Annotated in this window: 17 protein-coding genes and 2 pseudogenes; 13 read left to right on the forward strand and 6 right to left on the reverse strand. The window is 72.9% G+C overall.

The genetic code is table 11. The features are described from left to right. Nucleotides 1–153: 153 nt before the first annotated feature. Nucleotides 154–4,410 carry a hypothetical protein gene (locus tag ACIQUT_RS38325; protein WP_403570118.1) on the forward strand — a complete coding sequence of 1,419 codons (4,257 nt, stop codon included), beginning with the start codon at nt 154–156 and terminating at the stop codon, nt 4,408–4,410. Nucleotides 4,411–4,580: 170 nt separating this feature from the next. Further along, nucleotides 4,581–4,937 carry a hypothetical protein gene (locus ACIQUT_RS38330; RefSeq protein ID WP_403570120.1) on the forward strand — a complete coding sequence of 119 codons (357 nt, stop codon included), beginning with the start codon at nt 4,581–4,583 and terminating at the stop codon, nt 4,935–4,937. Nucleotides 4,938–5,731: 794 nt separating this feature from the next. On the opposite strand, the gene ACIQUT_RS38335 is transcribed toward ACIQUT_RS38330, so the two are convergent. Beyond that, nucleotides 5,732–5,977, reverse strand: a complete 246-nt coding sequence (locus tag ACIQUT_RS38335; RefSeq protein ID WP_403570122.1) for a DUF6480 family protein — start codon at nt 5,975–5,977, stop codon at nt 5,732–5,734. A 64-nt stretch (nt 5,978–6,041) separates the two neighbouring features. On the opposite strand from ACIQUT_RS38335, the pseudogene ACIQUT_RS38340 reads away from it, so the two are divergent. The 4 genes and pseudogenes from ACIQUT_RS38340 to ACIQUT_RS38355 all read left to right on the forward strand — a co-directional run. Beyond that, nucleotides 6,042–6,317, forward strand: a pseudogene (locus tag ACIQUT_RS38340) (Hsp70 family protein); the annotation flags it as partial. Then, nucleotides 6,289–6,618: a hypothetical protein gene (locus ACIQUT_RS38345; protein ID WP_403570156.1), complete on the forward strand. Its 330-nt coding sequence runs from the start codon at nt 6,289–6,291 to the stop codon at nt 6,616–6,618. The pseudogene ACIQUT_RS38340 and the gene ACIQUT_RS38345, both read left to right, overlap by 29 nt. A 176-nt stretch (nt 6,619–6,794) precedes the next feature. Then, on the forward strand, nt 6,795–7,952 hold the full coding sequence (locus ACIQUT_RS38350) for a YbdK family carboxylate-amine ligase (protein ID WP_403570123.1): 1,158 nt from the start codon (nt 6,795–6,797) through the stop codon (nt 7,950–7,952). A gap of 1,007 nt (nt 7,953–8,959) precedes the next feature. Further along, nucleotides 8,960–9,196 (forward strand): sigma-70 domain-containing protein, encoded by a 237-nt coding sequence (locus ACIQUT_RS38355; RefSeq protein WP_403570125.1) that lies wholly within the window; start codon nt 8,960–8,962, stop codon nt 9,194–9,196. A gap of 390 nt (nt 9,197–9,586) precedes the next feature. On the opposite strand, the gene ACIQUT_RS38360 is transcribed toward ACIQUT_RS38355, so the two are convergent. From ACIQUT_RS38360 to ACIQUT_RS38375, 4 genes are all read right to left on the reverse strand, one after another. Next, the gene (locus ACIQUT_RS38360; RefSeq protein ID WP_403570126.1) at nt 9,587–9,886 is read right to left on the reverse strand and encodes a hypothetical protein; all 300 of its coding nucleotides are present in this window, start codon (nt 9,884–9,886) and stop codon (nt 9,587–9,589) included. A gap of 973 nt (nt 9,887–10,859) precedes the next feature. Next, nucleotides 10,860–11,063 (reverse strand): CsbD family protein, encoded by a 204-nt coding sequence (locus tag ACIQUT_RS38365; RefSeq protein ID WP_403570128.1) that lies wholly within the window; start codon nt 11,061–11,063, stop codon nt 10,860–10,862. 756 nt (nt 11,064–11,819) lie between these two features. Then, a complete protein-coding gene (locus ACIQUT_RS38370; protein WP_403570148.1) occupies nt 11,820–12,143 on the reverse strand; it encodes a transglycosylase family protein in 324 nt (107 codons plus the stop codon). A gap of 1,261 nt (nt 12,144–13,404) precedes the next feature. Continuing rightward, nucleotides 13,405–14,034, reverse strand: a complete 630-nt coding sequence (locus ACIQUT_RS38375) for an STAS domain-containing protein (RefSeq protein ID WP_403570130.1) — start codon at nt 14,032–14,034, stop codon at nt 13,405–13,407. 41 nt (nt 14,035–14,075) lie between these two features. Here ACIQUT_RS38375 and ACIQUT_RS38380 point away from each other — a divergent pair, with 41 nt between their 5' ends. After that, the gene (locus tag ACIQUT_RS38380) at nt 14,076–14,222 is read left to right on the forward strand and encodes a hypothetical protein (protein WP_403570132.1); all 147 of its coding nucleotides are present in this window, start codon (nt 14,076–14,078) and stop codon (nt 14,220–14,222) included. Between the two features lie 308 nt (nt 14,223–14,530). Then, nucleotides 14,531–14,734, forward strand: coding sequence for a hypothetical protein (locus tag ACIQUT_RS38385; RefSeq protein WP_403570133.1), 204 nt, complete (start codon nt 14,531–14,533; stop codon nt 14,732–14,734). Nucleotides 14,735–15,127: 393 nt separating this feature from the next. Here the strand turns inward: ACIQUT_RS38385 and ACIQUT_RS38390 are convergent, their stop codons facing one another. Beyond that, entirely contained in the window at nt 15,128–15,271 is a 144-nt protein-coding gene (locus tag ACIQUT_RS38390) for a hypothetical protein (RefSeq protein ID WP_403570135.1), read from the reverse strand. 603 nt (nt 15,272–15,874) lie between these two features. Between ACIQUT_RS38390 and ACIQUT_RS38395 the strand changes: the two genes are divergently transcribed. From ACIQUT_RS38395 to ACIQUT_RS38415, 5 genes and pseudogenes are all read left to right on the forward strand, one after another. After that, nucleotides 15,875–16,540, forward strand: a complete 666-nt coding sequence (locus tag ACIQUT_RS38395) for a HemK2/MTQ2 family protein methyltransferase (protein ID WP_403570150.1) — start codon at nt 15,875–15,877, stop codon at nt 16,538–16,540. 97 nt (nt 16,541–16,637) lie between these two features. Continuing rightward, on the forward strand, nt 16,638–16,811 hold the full coding sequence (locus ACIQUT_RS38400; protein ID WP_403570152.1) for a CDGSH iron-sulfur domain-containing protein: 174 nt from the start codon (nt 16,638–16,640) through the stop codon (nt 16,809–16,811). After that, nucleotides 16,808–17,836, forward strand: a complete 1,029-nt coding sequence (locus ACIQUT_RS38405; RefSeq protein WP_403570137.1) for an iron-containing redox enzyme family protein — start codon at nt 16,808–16,810, stop codon at nt 17,834–17,836. Before ACIQUT_RS38400 ends, ACIQUT_RS38405 begins: the two co-directional genes overlap by 4 nt. A 470-nt stretch (nt 17,837–18,306) precedes the next feature. Beyond that, nucleotides 18,307–19,821: a PE-PGRS family protein gene (locus tag ACIQUT_RS38410; RefSeq protein ID WP_403570139.1), complete on the forward strand. Its 1,515-nt coding sequence runs from the start codon at nt 18,307–18,309 to the stop codon at nt 19,819–19,821. 724 nt (nt 19,822–20,545) lie between these two features. Then, nucleotides 20,546–21,049: pseudogene (locus tag ACIQUT_RS38415) on the forward strand (YncE family protein); the annotation flags it as partial. Nucleotides 21,050–21,197: the final 148 nt, after the last annotated feature.

Below are 21,197 nucleotides of genomic sequence, written 5' to 3' on the forward strand. Positions count from 1 at the left end.
GCGGGGCGGGGGCGGCATGCGCAGGAACGCTCGCCGGGGCGCGCGCGGTGTACGGGAAAAGGACCGGTTCGCGGGGTACCGCGGGTTCCGGCCCGTCGCGGCGTGCACGATGCCTGCGCATGCGTCCCCCTGACACCGTAGCGCGGAGGCGCGATGGACCGTTCACCGCAGTCGTCACCCTTGCCCGAACCCGGCGCCGAACCGGACACCGGCCCGGGGTCCCTCCCCTCCCCGCGCCCGCCGACACCCCCGGACCCCCCGGACCCGCCGGCCCCGCCGGCCCCGCCGGCACCCCCGGCCCCGTCGACAGATCCGGACCCGCCGACACCCCTGGACCCGCCGGCCGCGCCGCCCGGCGGTCCGACGCCCCGGGAGGAATTCGCCGCCGACCTGACCCGGCTGAGGGAGGAGGCGGCCCTCACCGTGCGGGTGCTCGCCGCCCGCGTGGAGTCCCCCGGCGCGCACACCACCATCGGCGGCTGGCTGGCCGGGCAGAGCCTCCCGTCGCTCGGCTCGCTGCCGATGTTCCGGCGGGTGCTCGAGGAGCTGGGCGTCAAGGATCCCGCGGATACCGCCCGTTGGCTGGAGCGATTGGCCGACCTGCGCCGGTCGCGCACCCCGCGAGCGGCCCGGGGCGTGGTGCCGTACCGGGGGCTCGCCCGGTTCGAGGAGCACCACGCGGACTGGTTCTTCGGTCGGGAGCGGCTGCGGGACGCGGTGGTGGAGCGGCTGCTCGCCGACGGGCCCGACTTCCCGCACCTCCTGGTCGGCGCGTCCGGCTCGGGCAAGTCGTCGCTGCTGAGGGCCGGGGTCCTGCCGGTGCTGCGCGCGGATCACGGGTTCGTCCCCTGTCTGTTGGCGCCGGGGCGGGCCCCGGCGTCGGAGCTGGTCCGGGCCGTACGCACCATGACGTGCGCCGCGGACTCCGCGCCGTGGACGGCCGCGGAAGCAGCCGCTGCCCCCGCGGCGGACGCCGTGCCCGACTCCGCGGTCGGGCTGGCCGCCCACCTGCGGGACTGGGCCGAACGCCGCGACGTCCGCGTCCTGGTGGCCGTGGACCAGTTCGAGGAGGTCTTCACGGTCTGCCGGGAAGCCGCCGAACGGGAGCGGTTCCTGGCCTTCCTGGCCGCGCTCGCCTCCCCCCGTGTGCACGTCCTGGGCGCGCTGCGCGCCGACTTCTACGCCCAGGCCCTCCAGGAACCCGCCCTCGGCACCGCCCTGCAGCGCGGCCAGATCGTGGTCGGTGCGCTCACCACCGACGAGATCCGCAGCACGGTGCACGGACCGGCGGCCAAGGCCGGGCTCGCCGTGGACGAGGGCTTCGCCGACCTGCTGGTCGCGGACCTGAGGGACTCCGGCGCGGGCGGGCTGCCGCTGCTCTCGCACGCCCTGCTGTCCACCTGGGAGCGCGGCCGCGGCAGCGTCCTGACCATCGCCGACTACCGGGCGGGCGGCGGCATGTCCGCCGCGGTCTCGGCCAGCGCGGAGGAGGCGTACGCCGCACTCAGCGAGAGCCGGCGCGACCTCGCCCGGACCCTGTTCCTGCGCATGGTGACGGTCGGGGACGGGGCCCCGGACACCCGCAGGGTGCTGCCCCTGCCGGGCCCCTCCTCGCCCGCGGACGAGTGGCGTGACGAACGCGCCGAGCAGGTGTACGAGGTGCTGGAGTGTTTCGTGGACCGGCGTCTGGTCGGTCTGGACGGCGACGGCGCCCGGATCATTCACGAGGCGCTCCTCACCGCCTGGCCGCGCCTGCACGGCTGGATCGAGGCGGACCGCGCCGGGCACCTGGTGTGGCAGGACCTGGCGCGCGACGCGGAGCGCTGGCGGTCGGCGGACCGGGAGCCCTCGCTGCTGTACCGCGGTGCCCGGCTGGCGCTGGCCGCCCGGTGGGCCGAGAGCGGCGGCCGTGCCCATGAACTCACCGCCACGGAACGCGAATTCCTCGTCGGGAGCCGGGCCGCGGAGGAGCAGCGGGCGGCCCGGGACCGGCAGCACTCCCGGCGGCTGCGGCAGCTGCTGGTCCTGCTCACCGTCCTCGCGACGCTCGCGGGCAGCCTGGCCGCCGTGGCACTGGTGCAGCGGCGGGACGCCGAACAGCAGCGGAGGACGGCCCTGTCCCGGCTGGTCGCGGCCCGCTCGGAGCGGCTGCGCGGCAGCGACCTGGCCCTGGCCGCCCAGTTGAGCCTGGTGGCGTACCGGACCGCACCGACGGCGGAGGCCCGAGCGGCGCTGACGGACGCCTCGGCGATGCCGACGGTCACCCGGCTGCTGGCGTTCCGGGGTGTGGTGCAGGCGGTCGCCCTCAGCCCGGACGGGCGGATGCTCGCGGCGGCCGGACTGGACCGCGAGGTCGCGCTGTGGGACCTGCGCGACCCGGCGCGGCCGCAGCGCCTGGACGTCCCGTCGCCGCCGTTCGCGGACACCGTGTACGCGCTGGCGTTCAGCCCGGACGGCGGGCTGCTCGCGGCGGGCGCGGGCGACGGGACCGTACGGGTGTGGGAGCCGGCCCGCGGCACCGCCACGGCCGCCTCGCAGGGCGGGACCACCTCGCCGGGCGGCGCCGGGGCCGTGTTGCCGGGGCCTTCGTCCGCCGTGTACGGGCTGACGTTCGCCCCGGACGGGACTCGGCTGGCCGCCGGGTCCGCCGACGGCGGGGTGTACGTGTGGGAGCGCGCCGGGAACGCCCGCCCGGCGGCGCCGACACCGGACGGCACCGGCAGCGGTACGGGGGCAGGCACCGCCACCGGCGGCGATGCGGGGGGCGGCAGCAGCGGCGGCTTCGGTGGCAACGGCGGCTTCGGACCCGCCCGCCGGCTCGGCGGCTTCGCCGGGCCCGTCCACTCGGTCGTCTTCCGGCCCGGCGGCCCGGCCGTGCTCGCGGCCGGCGGGGCGGACGGCACGGTCCGGCTGTGGGATGCCTCCGGCAGCGGCGAGCCGGTGTCCCGGGAGCAGCCGCTGACGGGGGCCGGCGGGCCGGTGTTCGGGCTGTCGTTCAGCCCCGACGGCCGCCGGCTCGCGGCCGGCAGCCAGGACCGGTCCACCCGGCTGTGGACGGTCCCCGGGCCCGGGGACGGCGCGCCGCCTCCCCCGGACGTCCTCGCCGGGGCCCCCGCGACCGCGACCGGGCCCGCCAGCTACGTGAACGCGGTCGCCCACAGCGCCGACGGACGGTGGCTGGCCACCGGCAGCGCCGACAACCAGGTGCGCCTGTACGACGCCGCCACCCGCACCTCCCTCGGCTCGTTCCCGCACCCGGGACCGGTGACCTCCCTGGCGTTCCTGCCGGACGGGCAGGGCATGGTCAGCGGCTCCGCCGACGGCACGGTACGGATCTGGCGGCTGCCCTCGCGTCCCCTCCACGGCGTGCAGGGGACCGTCAACGCCGTCGCGTACAGCCCGGACGGGACGCTGCTCGCGGTCGCGGGCCGCGAGGTGCACCTGTGGGACGTCCGCGATCCGTGGCTCCCCCGCCCGGTGGGCACGCCCCTGGCAAACCCGACCGGCTACTCGGGCACGCTGTCCTTCACCCCGGACGGCCGCACGCTGGCCGTGGGCGGCCGCGACGGCAAGGTGTGGCTGTGGGACACGAGCCGCCCGGACCGCGCCGCACCGCGCGGCGAACCGCTCGCCGGCGGCACCGGAACCGTCCAGTCCGCCGTGTTCTCGCCGGACGGCCGGACCCTGGCCGTCGGCAGCGAGGGCCGGACCGTCCGGCTGTGGGACACCCGGGACCCGGACCGGCCCCGACCGGCGGGCGACCTGACCGAGCCGACCAACTTCGTGTACTCGGTGGCGTTCAGCCCCGACGGCCGGCGGCTGGCCGCGGGCACCGTCGACAAGCAGGTGCTGGTGTGGCGGCTGTCGGCGGAGGGCGGCGCCCCGCAGGCGGAAGCCACCCTCCAGGGACCGGGAAGCTACGTGATGTCCGTGGCCTTCAGCCCGGACGGGCGGACGCTCGCCGCCGGCACCGGCGACCGGGACGTGTGGCTGTGGAGGTTCGACGACACGGCGGACGGCGGGCGTCCGGTGAGCGCCGGACCGCCGCTGGCCGGCCCCAGCAGCTACGTCTACGCGCTCGCCTTCGCCCCGGACGGCACGACCCTGGCCGCCGCGAGCACCGACAGCACCGTCTGGCTGTGGGACACCTCGGGGGCCGGCCGCACCGGATCGCCACCACCGCGGGCCCGGGCCGTCCTGAGCGGCCTCGGCGGCAAGGGGTACGCCATCGCCTACAGCCCGGACGGGCGCTCGCTGGCGGGCGGCGGCTCGGCCTCGGCGGCGCTGGTGTGGAGCACCGGGGCCGAGGACGCCGCCCGGCACGTCTGCGAGCGGGCCGGCTCGCCGATCACCCGGGCCGAGTGGGCGTCCCTGCTCCCGGGCCTGCCGTACGCACCACCCTGCCCCTGACCCCCCGCGGCCCGTACGGAGTTGTACGGAGCCGCGTCCGGACCCGTCCGACCTGCGGCTTTTCCCTTCCGCCGGGCGGGTCCGGTCGGGCTTGCTGGTGGAGCGCCGCCGAGCCACCGAGCACGACCCGGCCGGCGGATCCGACCACCACGACACGAAGGAGCACCACCATGCGACGCTTCACCAGCAGCCTGCGGACCCGGACGGCAGTCGCGGCGGCCGCCGCGGGCCTGGCCCTGACCGGCATGCTCGCCGGCGCCGGCGGGGCCGAGGCCGCCGGCAGCTACATCTCGTCCAACAGCGGCGGGGCGAACGTCCGCTCCTGCGCCCACACCGGCTGCGGCTCGTACGGCTACCTCGGCAACGGCACCGGCGTGGGCATGCAGTGCTGGCTGGACAGCCAGTGGGTGTACCCGCCCAGCTCGAACTACGCCTCCAACCGCTGGTTCCGGGTCTCCAGCCCCGTCGGCACCGGTTACGTGCACTCGTCGCTGGTCGCCGCACAGACGTCCGTGCCGCACTGCTGACCGACGCCCCACACCACGCACGGCAAGGGCCGCCCCGGATCCCCCCGGGGCGGCCCCCTGCGTCGCGGGGCGGCGGCACACGGCCAGACGGTCCGCGGACCGGGCGCCCACGAGGCCCAACCCGAAGAGCCATCCGGGGCCGCACAGCCCCTTGAACCGGCAGGACGATCCCGCGTACCGATCGGTAGGATCGGCAAGCGGCGACTGCTGCAAGCCAAAGCGGGAACCTCTGATCTCTCGGAGAACCGGCACCCCTTTCCCTACGAGAGGTCGCTGTCCGAGATCGCATTCCGGGAGGACCCGGAGCGCGACACCGCTTCGATCGTCACGGAGGACCAGGTCCTGAGGATCCCGGGCGGTCGGGAATCTCTCGACCTACTCGCCGACCACCTTGAGAAATCCGCCTCCGAGCAGGAGTACCGCGCACGCTCTGTTCCACGTAGAACGCCTCGGCCACGGAGAACACGCAACGGGGCACACCCCGAAGCCCCGTCGTGCCGCCTGCCCTGCCGCCCGTGGGCACATCCGCTTCATCCGTTCGGCGGCGAGAAACGGCGAGAAACATTCATCGTGCCGGGCTCGGTCGGCGACAGGGCACGGGCATCCCCGTGCTCGGGCCGTGTACCGCCCTCCTCGGGCGCAGCTGCCGGGAACTCCTGGGGAGAACCAGAGTGCCGCCCTGGGGTGGAGGCGTCCCGACAAGAGGGTCGAACCACCGCACGCCGCTCGAGCCGGCCCGGACGTCAGCACAACGGTTCCGGGGCGACGGCCGCGAGTGGGAGCGGCGGCTCACCTCACAGGGCCACCACGATCGCGTAGGCCAGGAAGAAGGCCGCGACGAGCAGCGCCAGCACGACGATAAGCACCAGCGGCCCGCGCGCCCAGCCCCGGGTGAGTGGACGGTAGGGGCCCGTCCCCGTGCCGGTGCCCGATTCCGCCGGCGGCGTTTCCCCGGGTGGTACTGGAGCGGGGGGTCTGGGAGTCCGGTGCGTCGGCCCCGACACCGTGCGCGGGTCCGGATCCGGAGGGTTGGTCCTCATGCCGCACGTGTGCCCGACCTCTGGGGATCATGCGGACATGCGCCCCGCCCAGCGGCGGGCTTTCGTCACGGACGCCGTGATCACCGTTCCGGCGTACTTCAACGACTCGCAGCGCACCGCGACGAAGGAAGCCGGTGAGATCGCGGGCCTGAATGTGTGCGGATCATCAACGAGCCGACGTCCGCAGCGCTGGCGTACGGCTTGGACAAGGAGAACGACCGGACGATCCTCGTCTTCGACCTGGGCGGCGGCACCTTCGACGTGTCGCCTCTTGGAGATCGGCGAGGGGCTGGTGGAGGTCAAGTCGACCAATGGCGACACCCACCTCGGCGGAGACGACCGCGCCGACGGCCCCGGCCCGGTCGTGGGCCGCCCAGCCCCGGGCCCTCGCGGCCCGTGTCCGTACGATCGGAGGCGCCGGGGATGCCCCGGGCCCCCTCGGCCCGGGGCGCCACCCGTACGTCCCGCCAGGTCCGCGGAAGGCGGCGCACGAGGGCGAGCAGGCCGGCCGCGAGCCGGGCCCGGTGCCGAAGAACGGTGAGGGCGGCCGCCTGGCCCCGCACGAGCCGGACGGCTTCGACACCCTCGGCTCCCGTCCCGCCATCCGCGACGACGGGAGAGAGCCCCGGAGCGGGACCTGACGGCTGCCGCCGTCGGCGCGGACACCCGCAGCGGGGCGGACTGGGCGTCCTCTCCGGATGCCGGACCGGCGGCAGGGGCGTAGCGTCGAGGGTCGCGCCATCGCGCGGGCCTCGGCAGACGGCGAGGCTCCGGGACGCCCGACCCGCCGCCCAGTCGCTCGAAAGGCCGGTATGCGATGTCGATCACCGCTCGTGCCCTGCAGACGCCGCCCGTCGGCCGTCGCCCGACCGGACCCCTGACCGTCGGAGTGGAGGAGGAATTCCTCCTCGTGGACCGCGGCACCAGGGCCCCGGCCGGACGCGCGCCCGCAGTCCTGGCCGACGCGCGGCAAATCCTGGGGGAACGCGCGCAGAGCGAGTTCTTCACCGTCCAGGTGGAGACCTGCACCGTGCCCGCGACCCGCCTCACCGACCTGTACGCCGACCTCGCCCGGTCACGCCGCGTGATGAACGAGGCCGCAGCCGCATCCGGATGCCTCCTCGTGGCCACGGGCACCCCGCCGATCGCCCCGCCCGGTCCGCTCACCGTGACGGAGGGTGAGCGCTACCGGCGGATATCCGAGCGGTACGCGCAACTGCTCGCCGACGAGCTGCCGGTGATGTGCGGCTGCCACGTCCACGTCGGCGTCGACAGCCGCGGCCAGGCCCTGGCCCTGGCCAACCACATGGGCCCGTGGCTGCCGGTGCTCGCCGCACTCGCGGCGAACTCCCCCTACCTCGACGGCCACGACACCGGATACGCGGCCCGCCGCGCCGTGGACCAGGGCAAGTGGCCGACGACCGGCCCGGCACCGCTCGTGGACGAGGCCGGCTACGAGCACACCGTCTCCGACCTCGTCCGGCGCGGGGTGCTCCTCGACCGCCGGATGCTGTACTGGTACGCCCGTCCCAGCGAGCACGTGCCCACGCTGGAGATCCGCGTCGCCGACAGCAACGCAGACCTGGACACCGTCGTCCTGCTGGCTGCCCTCGTCCGCGGCCTGGCCGCGACCTGCCTGCACCGCATCGACGCCGGACTGCCTGCGCCCCGGCCCGCCGCGGCACGGCTCCGACGGGCCTACGAGTCGGCAGCCCGGTACGGCCTGTCGTCGCCGGACCGGACACCGACCGGGCCCGGTTGGGCCGGCCGGACCGGCCTGGGCAGGCTGCTGGCCTTCGCGGGCCCGGCTCTGGCCGCCCACGGCGACCTGGCTTGGTGCACGCAGGCCGCCGCACGCCTCCTGGCGGCGGGAACCGGAGCCGACAGGCAGCGCCGCGCCTACCGGGCCGGCGGCGGGGACCTGACCACCGTGGTCGACGACCTCGCCGCCACGACGGCCGCAGCCTGCGGCTGATCCCGCGGGCCGGGTTTCGAGGCCCGGTGACGGGCCAGACGCCGGGCATGGTTGACATCGGATACACGATGATGTCCGAGCAGGCCGGACCCGGGGCGCTCGTGGACGACCCGGTGGGCGCCGAGGCGGCCGGTTTCGACTTCTCCGTCATCTCCGACCACTACGTCCCCTGGCTTGACGAGCAGGGCCATGCCCCGTACGCGTGGAGCGTGCTCGGCGCCGGCGCGGGATGGCCCGGCCCGAGGCGGCGCATCGACCGCCTGGAGGAAGCCGCCGTCATCATCCGCCGCCTCCTCGCCGGCGAGACCGTCGACCACGACGGCCCGCACTTCCGAAGCGGCCACGCCAGGCTCTTCGACCTGCCCGTACCGCCCCCGGCCAGCGGGCTGACCGGGCGTCCGAGCACGCTGATCGCCGTGACGCCAGCCGGGGGGATTGCGGGCGTGAGCGTGAGCGCAGGGCCGCGGATACGCCATGTCGTGTCGACCGCGCCGCGGTGCGACCGCCGGCAGAATGCGCGCGCCGCACCGACCAGCGCCCCTCCCCCGGCGGCAGCCAGGCGGCGCCCCCTGGCGGCTACCCGTACGCCGTCCCCGTCCCCGGGAAGACCCAGGGGTGGCCGTCGCGATGGGCCGGCAATCACGCCCCTGGCGGTCCGCACCGCCGGACCGGCACTGCTGGTCGCGCCACTGGTACGGCGGTCCTGTGCAGCCGGCCCCACGACGGGAACGGTCCGTGGCCCAGCGCTGGACGCGCACCGGGCTTCGCATCCCATACAAGCGCATGCGCCCCTTTTCTGCGGGTGAGTTCGCTGGTTCGGCACGAGGAAATCGGTTCCGCGCCGAGTAGGAGCGCGGAGGTGGGGCAAAGGCGCGGAGAGCTGTCCGCCCGCCGCACGGCGCTCTCGGGACGCGGACGGCCCAGGCGCGGGTCGACCTGGACGACATCGGGCAGGTCGGCACAATCGGACTGATCAAGGCCGCCTCCAGGAACTGCGTGCCGAGCACATGAGGGGCCAGGAGGCGCTGTCGAGCCTGTTCGGCCGGGCGCCGACCGTCGCCGAGCTCGCCGAAGACCTCGGCATCGGGGAAGAGGAGGTACTCGAAGGCATGGTCGCCTCGAACGTCTATCGGTCCCCGCGCGGCCGACGGGTGCCCGTACGGCTATCGGCCGGGGGCCAGCCTGGCGGTGTCGAACTCCGCCCAGGCGGTCTTGCCCACGGTCCGACGTCCGCTGGACGATGAAGAGGCCGTGTCCGCCGGGTACGGATGGCCGATGGGGCCGGCACGGGGTGGGCGGGGCGATGTCTCCGTCGCTGACCTCGACGCGCAGACGCGTTTCGGAGGCGTCGAGGACGATGTCGTCCACGACGTGCTGGTCGATGCCGTAGGAGCCGACGGGGGCTCCAGTCCCAGAAGGCCCGCGCGGTGAACGCTCGGGCTCCGGCCACCGGTTTGGGCAGCCCGGCCGGCGGCATGCGTCGACGCTGGCCGCCCTCGGTAGGGCGCCCTGCCCGGGGCGGCCGTCGTCCACGGTGCCCGGGATGGTCGTCATGTGCGGTGCCGTGCCACTTCGGTGTCGGCTTCGCCGTCGAGCCGGCGGTTCGTCCGCTCGGATGCGCCGTCGCGCTCGGATCATTGGTCGTCGGCGTTGTGCCGGGAGCGTGCCTCCAGTTGGCCCCGGGCGTAGGGGTCGGCCTCCGGGTCATACGGGCCACCATGCGTGGTGAGGTGTGCTTCGATGCGCTCCCACTCGGCCACGACTGCCGGATCTGCGCCTTCCTCGCGAGCCGCCTCCAGCGCGGCCTCGGCCTGGTGATGGTGCATTCCCGTGGCCTCCGCCCGCACCCGGTCGCGAACTACCCGCTCGCCTGGTGCGGGATCGTGCGGTTCGTGCGCCGCCTCAACGGCGGCCTCGTCCGGATGTCCGGTCATGATGCTGCTCCTCTCTCGTGGCACGGCCACCGGCGTTCTCTGCCCGGCCGTGGCACGGACACATGCCCAAGGCTTGGCCCGGCAGCCCGCCGAACGAACAGCTCGCGTGCCGTCGCCCACGTCCACAAAGGCCTGGTGGGGCCCTCGTCGGCGCCGGCCGGGCGAGCCGCGCAGCCGGTCCTCGGGCCGACGCCGACCGCCTGCGCGCCTCCGCCGACCGCCTGCGCGCCTCCGCCGGACCACCGCTGCCGCCCGCCGAACGCGGCGTCTTCCGGACCCACTGCCGGACAGCGTTGCCGGTCAGCCGCTTCAGGCGACCGATGAGATCGTGCGACAAGGCGGCAATCCATCGCGGCCGAGATGATGCGTTCGCCAGGTCGGCTGGCGTCGGCCCGGGTCATTTCCACCTCGCCGGCCGTGACCAGCCGCTGGATCGCGCGGCGGGCCGGCTCCATCAGAGCGCCCAGCCGTCGTCGTCCACTCGGTACACCGCCCGGGGCGTCACGGAGGGGCAGATCGTCGTGGTCGGGCCCGGACGCTCCAGCGGTTCCTGGAGCTCCAGGACGGCTCGTTGCCAAGCGCCGGTCCGTCATTGCCGTTCGCTGTCCGTCACTTCTCCAGTGTCGTACCCGCGATGACCGGGCCCTTGGCCTTGGCCACCATGCTCGTTGCAGCCTCGGTCAGGCTTGCCTCCATGGGACGGCAACACCTCGTACTCGCCCGAACCGCACTGTTGGTTCGGCCCTCGGCAGCCGGTCAAGCGCGCGGCTCGGACCCCAGGCCGACTTCGGGTCTTCGTGCCGGCCAGCGGAGGGCGCGTGAACGCGCCTGCGGCGCGGCACCGTGCGGCGGACAGCGGGCCTACCCGTCGCTCCTTCGGGGCCCAGAGGCCGCGGCAGCCTGCACCCAAGCCGACGCAGAAGCAGCGGCCCCCGACGCTGTGCACGTCAAGGACCGCGCGGGTACAACTGGGTCAGGTCTCCTGGCTGCGGCCGCGCAGAGAGTCGTCAACTCCGCGAGCCTGTTCCTCGGCCTTTCCCGCGGCTTCTCGCGCCTTGCCTTTGGCCTCGTCCATCTTGCCTTCGGCTTCCATCCGCTCGTTGCCGGTCACCTTGCCAGCGGCTTCTCGCGCCTTGCCCTTGGCCTGCTCCATCTTGCCCTTGGCCTTCTCAGCCATGAAAGAGTCTCCTTCTCGAAGAACGCGCCTACGCCCAAAAAATAGAGAAATCGGGATGTTTCGCGCGGCGAGGCGAGGGCCTTCGCGGGCGCAGAGCGCCCGTCGGCGGCTCATCGCGAGGGTCCACTCACGCCCGAGCACGACTGCGTCGGGGGCGCACCCAGGGCAGCGACGCTGTCGTGAACCGCTCCTCCGTCAAAGGCCAGGGTTCCTGGCGGGCTGCCGCTGACCGGCCACTTTGCCGCATGGGCAGGCGGACGAGGCTGTGTGCTCGGCAGAGCGCCGACGCCCAGGTCGGTCATCTTCTTCGCGACCTCCAAAGGCGACGCAACGCCGTGACGACTCCGTGCGGCTCAGCGCGACCGGGGTCCTCGACGGGACTGCGGAAGCGCCCGCCCGGACCACGGCCGTAATGATCGATCTGCGCCGGGTGCCGGAGATGCATACTCGCGGCCCTCTGCTGGTCCTGGATCTTCACCAGCAGGTCGAGGCGCAGGGAGCGCGGGTCACGGCAGGCTACTCCCGTCGCGCGCGGGCAGTGGAAGATGACGTGAACGCAGAGGGGGTCGGTCCTCCCGTAGCGGATGCACCGGTGGGGCAGCGTTCGCAAAATGCTGGCGGGCCTCAGCCCGCCAGCTGACGGCCGGCGAAGGTGTGCGGTGAGGTTCCGATGCTGCACCCGCCTCGCCGAAGCAGTCTGAGGGCAGTGCACCGGGGGCAGGGCACGGCAACCACCCATGCATACCGGCACTGGGATCAGCGACGGGCACAGGTCCAAGCACCCATGCCCTGCATGGCAGCCAGTTTCCGGGCAGTAGCGATCTGCTCCGACCTGGTGGCGAGGTCGGCTCGAGGTGCGTAGCGGGTCCCGCCGGCAGCCTTCCAACTCGACTGGGTGAACTGCAGACCCCCGTAGTGGCCGTTGCCGGTGTTGGCACGCCAGTTGCCACCGGACTCGCACTGGGCGATGGCATCCCAATTGACCATTGGTTTCGACAAGTGCTCAGCTGCATGAGCGGTGGAAGCACTCAGTGGCACCAGCTGGCAAAGGACCGACGCGCACAACAGGGGCCAAGCCATGCGTGCGGTTCGGCAGCGTTCCTGAAAACGGGACACGGATCCTCCGTAAGTCGTCAGTCGGCCCGGAAGGGCCAGGTGTGGCTGATGGGGTTCTTGCCTTCAGTGCCTTTGAAGGAGTGGTCTCGCGGCTCGCTTGGTCGCCGACCTGGCCACGCAGATCCTGGCACTGGGCGACTGCCTGTAGCGGATCGACAAGAGGTCTGCAATCACGTCCAAGCCGTCATCGGTCCGGACGCCTGCCGACGAGGCGGCTTCCAGGGGGAACGGCCCTGCGACAAGCGCGTGTTCACCCCCGTCCTGCCGGTCGTGCAGACGGCATGACTTCGCCATGGAGACTCCTTCGCTGTCCGGGCGAGCGCCGATCCGCGTCGATGGTCCGCCTACTGCTGATACAGCCATACACGGAGCACAGCACGGTGTCCTTGCACTCCCTGGCTTCTCGGGCAGCAAACCGAGCGGAGACACCCGAATGGCGTCGCATTGATCGCCCGATTCCACAGCACGGAACCGCACCAGGGGCGTCGGCGTACGGCGAGAACCACCCGGCAGTTCCCCGGCCGGCCCGTAGTCGGCGTCGACCAGGAGTACGATCGTGTGCCCAATGCGCTCAGGGATGCCGCAGGTGAGGGGTACATCGCGGAGCTGCGCCGCCCAGGCATCGCGACGCCGCGCGGTTCCCAAGTTCCAGCAACGAGCCACCACATCGCCCCGGGTTGGCGCCACGCCGACCTCGATTGCGATTCATCCGCTGTCGTTGCGGACCCGGCAACGGACACGGCCCTGGCGGGGAAGGAGCGTGCCACCGCGGCGCCCCGGCGCCTCCGGAAGGAAAGGGGAGTCAATCCGGACCGAGACGCAAGGGAACGAAGGAAGAAGAGGACAGCGAAATGACGCACAGACAACCGAGTGCCACCCGGCCCCGGCCCGGCCCCCGTGGGACGCAGTGATCACGGCGTTGGCCGCCACGCCGCGCTCCCGCGCCGGCACCCGGCACTGGGCGGGCCCGGTTCACCCCCGACCCGCAGGTGGCGGGGGCGTGCCCCGGGGCGACGCGGCCAGGGCAGCGTGATCATTCCCGACCACGCTCGCCTTCGCTGAACGGGCGCTTGCGTGCCTGAGAGACAAGGGTCTACAGGCGTGGAGTGGGGTGCCGGGATCGATGGCCGAGAAGTCGGCCACGTGCGTGCGCAGCGGGGTGGACGCGGACGTTCCGCACAGCTCGCAGATCGCGGGGAGGACCGAAGCGGTGCGGCTACGGCTGTCAAGGGCGGCACCGGCGGGCCCATGCGCGTGGGGTCGACGCCGGTCGCGGGTGTGGTCGGAAAAAGGTTTCGGGTCCCGGTGAGCTGCAGGAGGTGGAGCACCTGGCGGCTGGCCGGCCCCGAGGTGAAGGGGCGGAGGACCCGTCCAAGTGCTGCCGGCGGACCGCGAAGAAGGCGCGGAGCCCGGGGCGGTCACAGGAGGTGACGGCCGACAGGTCGAAGGTGACCCCGTCGGGGTGCACGTGCAGGGCGGCGCTGAGGACCGTCTGCAGACCCGGGGCGTTCGTCTCGTCGATGGCGCCGACGACGGTCACAACGATAGCGCCGCCGAACTCGGTAACCTGCACCGCCATCGCAGGGGCGGGGTGGAGCGGCTGACGTGTGTGCCGGGGCAAGCGGGGCGTGGAGGGGGAAACATGGCAAGCTCCCGTACCAAACCTGGACGATTGCCCCCGGCTACTCGACCTCTTCCGCAAGCCAACCGTGCCGACGCCGGCGGACGAGCCTGCCGCGCTCCGTCTCGTGGGGCTCCACAGGGCGAGCCGTCCCCCCACCGTCGGCGCTGCCGTTGCGTGCCCCGCAAGTGTCCCGCCCACGTCACGGCGAGGAGATTTCGTCACCCAGTGCATTTTTCGAGGTTTGGAATCCAGTAAAGGGCGCAGATGGATTCATGACGATTCATGCATTGGGCTTTGACAAGAGGCACTCCATGGGCATCATCGGTTGGATTCTTTTGGGACTGCTGGCCGGGATGATCGCGAGGGTCATGATGCCGCTGGCTGTCTACCGCCTGGTGGCCGGCAGGAGACACTCGTGAACTTCACGCCGGGGCGGCGCCGACACAAGCGGGGCAGGCGGCGGACGCTCGCTCGCTGGGCGCCTCGCGCCGTAATCCGCCGCGCCTGTCTGCGCATGTCGGTCTGGGGCGTGCGGCTGGTGGTGTGGGGCGTGGGACTGGCGATCCGGCGTGCGCTACGGGCCGTTTCACGCGCCGCGTTATGGAGCATTGCACATCGGTAGGGCCACTCGGGCAACAACGCCGCTTCGGGAGGCATACGTGGCGCCTCAGGGGGCAGCGGCCAGGAAGAAGCTCGGAGGTGACTCGAGGGAACGCCGGGTTGCACCATGAACGGTGACCCCGCTCCCCGGCCGGTCCCCGCAGCTCCCGACCTGCGCGCAGTCGGCGACGCGATGGCCGATGCCGTGCGACTGCGGCCGCCCTCCCCGGCGGACGCGCCACCAGCCGGCCGCTCCCGCCCGTCCCGGATCCGCACCGGCTCCGACACGGTCGGGGAGGACCTGGTCAAACTGGTACTGCGCCCCGGGTGAGCCGGCCGAGGCCGAGAACCCGTGCCACCAAATCCTCCACTGGTTCACCCGCGTCACCGTGTGGGAGGCAAAGGCGGAAACGGGGCTGCCGGACGACGAGGGACGGGGAAAGATCTGGCAGGGCTATGGTGCCGATACCGGAGACCTGGGCGTCTGGGCCACGAAAGCCAAGTACGTTCGTGTCTCGAGGCACGCAGCAGGCGGCACACCCGACACTGCCGTCCTGAGGCCATCCTCCGGGGGCTCGTTTCCGATCACGATCGTGGAGTTACGTGCGATGTGATGCGGCCGGATGGCCGAGGAGGCCCGGGTCTGCCGGGTCTGCCGCGCGGCGCCGAAAGCGCTGGTCACCAGCCGCAAAGCCCGACGACCTGGACGCGTTCTGTTCCGCCCTCACCGATTTCCGGCAAGTGCGTTCCCGCCGCGTGACCAGCGCGGCTTCACGGTCTCGTCGAACCAGCCCGATTTCTGCTGGGAGGCGCGTGCGACCAGCACGCTCACCGATGCGTCGGCGCCGTGGGTCTGCCTTTCCGCCATGCTCATAGCGTGGAGCGCCTCCCGGGTCGGCCATGCGGGCCGGTATACGCCGCGGCTACCCGGCAATCAGCCGGGCACCCACCATGCAGACAGCGGGCCACCTTGCGGGTTCCGACCTCACTGGCAAGGCAAAGCAGCAAGCGGCAGTATCAGCACGGTCGACCAGCACCCCGGGGACGCGGGGAACCGCGGGGAGCTCAGCACGTACGACCACGCGGACATCCCGTTCGGCGGCCGGCCCGTCTGTTGGCCGGCCCGGATGGACCCGCATCGTCCCACAGTGCCGGGAGATCGGTGAACGGAGCACAGCAGCGGGGGCGCAGTACAGGTCCGCCGAGCCGCGGAAGTCTCGGGCCCGCGCGTGTAGCCGACGGCCTGCACCAGAACAGGCCCAGCACCGACTGTCGCCGAGGGGCGTCGCAATCGCGTTACCCGGTGCTTGCTCCGGAGCCGAGTCGGCCGCCAGTCCGGCACGAGACCACCGAATCAGGGATGACTTGGCCCATACCGGGCAGCCGCAGGGTGCGGCCGACGGCCCGACGGCCCTACGGCCTGTTCGAGCAGGTCGCAGACGCCGAGGAGGTACCCGTGGTCATTACGGGCATGAGGCCGGACACGCTGCCCGCCGATCTGATCGCCCTGCCCGGTGCATACCGGCCGCAGGCGGACACCCGCCTGCTCGCCGAAGCGCTGGCTCTGGAGGAGAGCGGGCCCGGAACGGATGTCCTGGAGATCGGCACAGGAACCGGAGTCCTGGCGCTGCAGGCCGCCGGACGGGGCGCACGCGTTACCGCCGTCGACGTCTCGTGGCCGGCCGTGATCACCGCCCGGCTCAACGCGATCCGCCGCCGGCTGCCCCTGCGGGTCCTGCACGGCGACTTCGCGGGGCGCACCGCCGGCCACCGGTTCGACCTGATCGTCACGAACCCGCCCTACGTTCCGGCACCGGCCGGCCAGGTCCCCGCTCGGGGGTCGGAACGCGCCTGGGACGCCGGACCCGACGGGCGTGCCGTCATCGACCGGGTCTGCGTGAGGGCTCCGGCTCTGTTGCGCCCCGGCGGCGTACTGCTCATGGTGCACTCCGGGATGTGCGGCACTGACGAGACCCTCCAACGGCTGGCCAGGACCGGGCTGGCTGCCGAGGTCACCCGTAGGGCCTCAGTCCCGTGGGGACCCGTCCTGTGCTCCCGCAGGGCCTGGCTCGAGCGGCGGGGCTTGGCCGCCGAGGCCGAGGAGACGGAGGAACTGGTGGTCATCCGTGCCCGGTGAACGCATCCTCCCGCAGGCCAGTGCCGCACCCACGTGCCCGCCTTCCGCCGGCCCCGCGCCGCGCCGGGTGGCCGTCGAACCCGGCGGTCCCGTCCTGGTGGAGGGACCTGTCGAGATCGTCCTCGACGACGGTACCGTCGCTCGGTCTGACCGGTTCGTGGTCGCGATGTGCACCTGCCGCCGCAGCCGCACCTACCCGTGGTGCGACACCAGCCACCGGCCCCGCGCGCGAGCCGCCGCGCCGAACCCCGAGGAGGGAACCGCGTCATGACGTTCGCCGGCCCGAGCCCCACCGCCGCCGCTCCGGGGCCCTGCCTGGGCGAAGCGCGCGGCGAGCTGTCCGCAGCCGTGATCGACGGTCTGCGGACCGACCACCCCCTGCGGCATGGCGCCGAATCGGTACGGGAGGCCGACCCGTGGGGCGAGGATCTCCAGCTCGCCCTCTACCTCCTCTACGAGCTCCACTACCGCGGCTTCGCCGGTGTAGACGACGCACGCGAATGGGACCCGGACCTGCTGCGGCTGCGCCGGGCCTTGGAAGACTGCTTCCTGCACGGCCTGCGCACCGAGCTGCACGCGGCCCCCCACACGATCGAGGCGGCCTTCGCCCCGCTCCTCGTCGAGCCCGTCGACCTCTCCGGGAGCCTCAGCCGCCGGCTGGAACGGGAAGGAGAGCTGTGGCAACTGCGCGAGTACGCAGCGCTGCGCTCCCTCTACCACCTCAAGGAGGCCGACCCGCACCTGTGGGTGATCCCGCGCCTGACCGGCCGCGCCAAGGCCGCCATGGCGGCCATCGAGTACGACGAGTTCGGTGCGGGCCGGGCCGAACGGGTCCACGCGCGGCTGTTCGCCGACCTCATGACGGACCTCGGCCTGGACACCTCGTACGGCAGGTACCTGGACTGCGCACCCGCGCCCTTGCTCGCCACCGTCAATCTGATGTCCCTGCTCGGCCTCCACCGTGCCCACCGGGGAGCCCTGGTGGGTCACTTCGCATGCATCGAGGTGACCTCGTCTCCGGGCTCGCGACGGTTGGCGAAGGCGATGCGGCGCTGCAGGGCGGGCGAGGCCGCCGAACGCTTCTACGCCGAACACGTCGAGGCCGATGCCGTGCACGAACAGGTCGTGCGCCACGAGGTGATCGACGGCCTCCTCGCCGACGAGCCCTCACTCGAAGCCGACGTCGCCTTCGGCTGCGCTGCCACCCTCTTCTTGGAGGACCGCCTCACCGACCACATCACCAGGGCCTGGTCCCGGGGCCTCAGCGCACTGCGCGCCCCGCTGCCCGAGGTGTGACACCCCCAGCCCCCGGCCGGCGCCGTGCGCACACGTGCGGACGCCCGCGCCGGAGGAGCGGTGGGCGGCCACGGGCATCGTCCCGGTGCCCCAGAGTCCCGGCCGGTACGTGCTTCGCGTGAGCGGTGACAGGGACCTCGACCACGCGGAGCAGCTCAGTGCTCGCTGACGGCGGCTCTGCCCCGAGCCCCCAGGGACACGGGATTCGTCGTCCGCCTGGACGACCCGCTGCTCATCGAGTGGCGCGTGGTGACCAGGACGACGCAGGGCTGCGGAAAGCATGTGCCGGCGGGGATGCTCTGGCCGCCTCCGGACACGCGGACCAGCCGCATGAGAGCGGGGATGACCGTGAGCTGGTGGGTGGCAGGCGGGATTGTCCGAGGGGTCGAGCCGGGCCTCGGCGAGGAGTTGCTCGGCGGGGGTCGAAATCTCGTGCGACTGAGCTGGAGCCGTCCGGCAGGATGGTGGGCATGACGGACATGCTCACGGGACTGGCACGGCACTGGTGGAACGTGGGATTCAACCGGGCGGTTCCGGAAGATCTCCTCCTCCGCCTGCTCGATGTCGAGCCCGGTTTCCTCTTCCGGAAGGACCTGCCGCCGGCCGTCCTCGACGCGGCCGTCGACCACCCGGACCGGAACGTGCGGGGCTTGCTCGTCGAGGGCCGGCCTGCACTGACCCCCGAGCAGTGGGGCCGCCTGCTTCTGAACGAGCCGGGTTCGGCCCGGCGCCAACTTCTCGTCGAGGACGCGGCTCGGGCCGGTGTCCGGCTTACCGCCGACTGCCGACAAGCCCTCGCCGCCGACACCTCCCCCTTCGTCCGGGCCGCGGCCGCCGGGCTGCCCGGGATGCACGCGTCGCTGCTCACCGGACTCGCCGCCGATCCCGTTCCCCGCGTTCGGGCCGACGCATGCACGCCTGCGTGGGCGCATCTCGCACCGGCCGTACGCGACGGACTGCTCGCCGATTCCGACGGGAGCGTCCGGACCGCCGCGCTCCTGCGGCACCACCAGGACGTGCCCTTGGCCCCGGCCGCACTCTCCGCCTTCTCCGCCCGCGCCGGCCTTGGCGAGGAGCTCCGCGCCCGGGCTCTGGAGAGCTGCCGACTCGAAGCGACCTGGGCTGTCCGCCTCGCCGGCGGCCGGGACGTGGACGTACGGCGCGCGCTCGCCCAGAATCCGCGGCTCCACCCGGACGCGCTCGCCCTCCTCCTCGTGGACGAGGACGAGGAAGTGCGCGAGACGGTCGCCCTGCGCGCCGATCTGACGGAAGAACAACGCGCCGGTGTGCGCACCAGCATCGTGCCCGGCGCCAGGCGCGGGTACGTTGTGCCATGGGTAGCCGACCTCCACCACGACCCGGAGGCCATGCGCAGGCTCGCCGCCTCCAGCCACCCGTTCATCCGCAGCAGCGTCGCCCGAGCGCCCCGCCTCCCCGCCGACGTGGTCGAACGGCTCGCCCGGGATGAGGACCCGACCGTGCGGCTGTTCCTCGCCGAGTCCTGCGACGACGCGCCCGCCGACATGCTCCTGGAGGTGTGGCACTGGTGGGACGGCAGCCTCGGCTTCCCGGGCCGGCCCCGCAGCCATCCCAACTTCCCGCGCGCGGGCCTGCTGCGGTTCGCCGCCGACCCGAACCCTCGGCTGCGGCGGCTCGCCCTTTCCGACCCGGAGTCGACGCCCGAACTGGTCGAGAGGTTCAGCCGGGACGATTCGGAAGAGGTACGGCGGGACGTGGCAGAGGACCCGCGGCTCGCGCCCGCCACAGCGGTACGGCTCCTCGACGACACGGATGCAGGCGTCCGGACACGGGCCGCCCGGAACCCGGCAGTACCGCCCGACGTACTGCCGCGCCTGCTGGCCGATCCCGTGACCGCGCGTGACGCCTCGTGTAACCCGGCACTCCCCCTCTCTGTCCTGCACCGCATGGTCGAGCTCCTGGAAAGAGGGGCCGAGGGGTCCAAGGCAGCTACACCCGGTCGCTGAACCGGTGTGCTGCAGGCTGACGCGCGGTCGTTCCGCTCCGACGGAGATCCCGTAGTACGGCACGCGCCGGCAAAGCGGCCCTTCGGGCACACTGAGACGTCCAGCGTGGTGTTGGCTCGCGGGATTTCGGCGGCCGAACTGACTGTGCGCATGCGGGGTCCTCACGGTGTGACCGAGCCGATCACCGATGTCCAGGTGCGGGAGCTCAGGATGGAGGTCTACCGGCCGGTGACGGTGTCGTGCGTGTCGGGGAGAGCGCCGGCTGGGCCTCCGCTGTGGAGTACGGGGATTCCACCGGCTCCGATCGCCCGGTGGACATCTCCCGCAACGGCGTCGAGGCCATTCAGTACCACCCGATGGCGGACCACCCCCCGGCCACCGTGGACTGCGCCCGCGACGGGGCATACCTTTGCGGTTTCGGTCTCGAAGAGGAAGACGATCGGTGGGGGAAGCAACCCGACCTGCTGCTGCCCGAACTCGTCGCCGCACAGATCCTCCAACCGGACGGGAGCAAGGACGTGTCCGCTTCGGACAGGTCGCCCCGGTGTGCGGCCGGTGGAGACGGAGCCGTCGTAAGCAGCCCCGGTGGACGGTGTGCCATTCGGTCGGCCTGAGCGTGAGCCTCACGTGGCCTTCCGCTCCGGAGCCCTAGCGTGGCCCCATGACGAGGCGACAGGACATGGGGCGGCGAGCAGCCGTGGTGCTCTGTGTGACAGCGGCGCTGATGGGACCGGGAAACCCGGTCGGCGCATCCGCCGGGACGACGGCAGCCGGGCTGTCCCCGCGGCCCGATGCCCTCGTTTACGTCGCCAACCTCCACTCCGACACGGTGTCGGTCGTCGACGCCGGCACCGCCATGGTGGTGGACAGCGTTCCCGTCGGGGACGGGCCGGACAGCGTGGCCGTCAGCCCGGACGGCTCCCGCGTCTACGTCACCAATTCCGCGGCGGACACCGTGTCGGTGATCGACGCCCGCACCCGGACGGTCATCGCCACCGTAGCTGTCGGGGACGAACCGAGCAGAGTGGCGGTCTCCCCTGACAACCGGAACGTCTACGTCGCCAACGTCGGGTCGGACAACGTGTCCGTGATCAGCACCCGCACCCGTGCCGTCACGGACACCATCGCGGTGGGTGATGCCCCGCTGGGCGTGGCGGTGGCACCCGACGGATGCACGCTGTACGTCGCCAACGCCGCGTCCGGCACCGTCTCAGTGGTCCGGACCGCCACCGGAACGGTCACCGGCACCATCCCCGTCGGCAGCGGACCGACCGCCCTGGTTGTATTGCCCAGTGAGGTTGGGGACGCGGCTGGCGGGTGGTTTGCCTGCGAGCGCGGTGTGTCCGCGGTGGTGATTGTAGGTGTGCAGCCATTGG

This window comes from Streptomyces sp. NPDC090445, assembly GCF_044769385.1.
Taxonomy (GTDB): domain Bacteria; phylum Actinomycetota; class Actinomycetes; order Streptomycetales; family Streptomycetaceae; genus Streptomyces.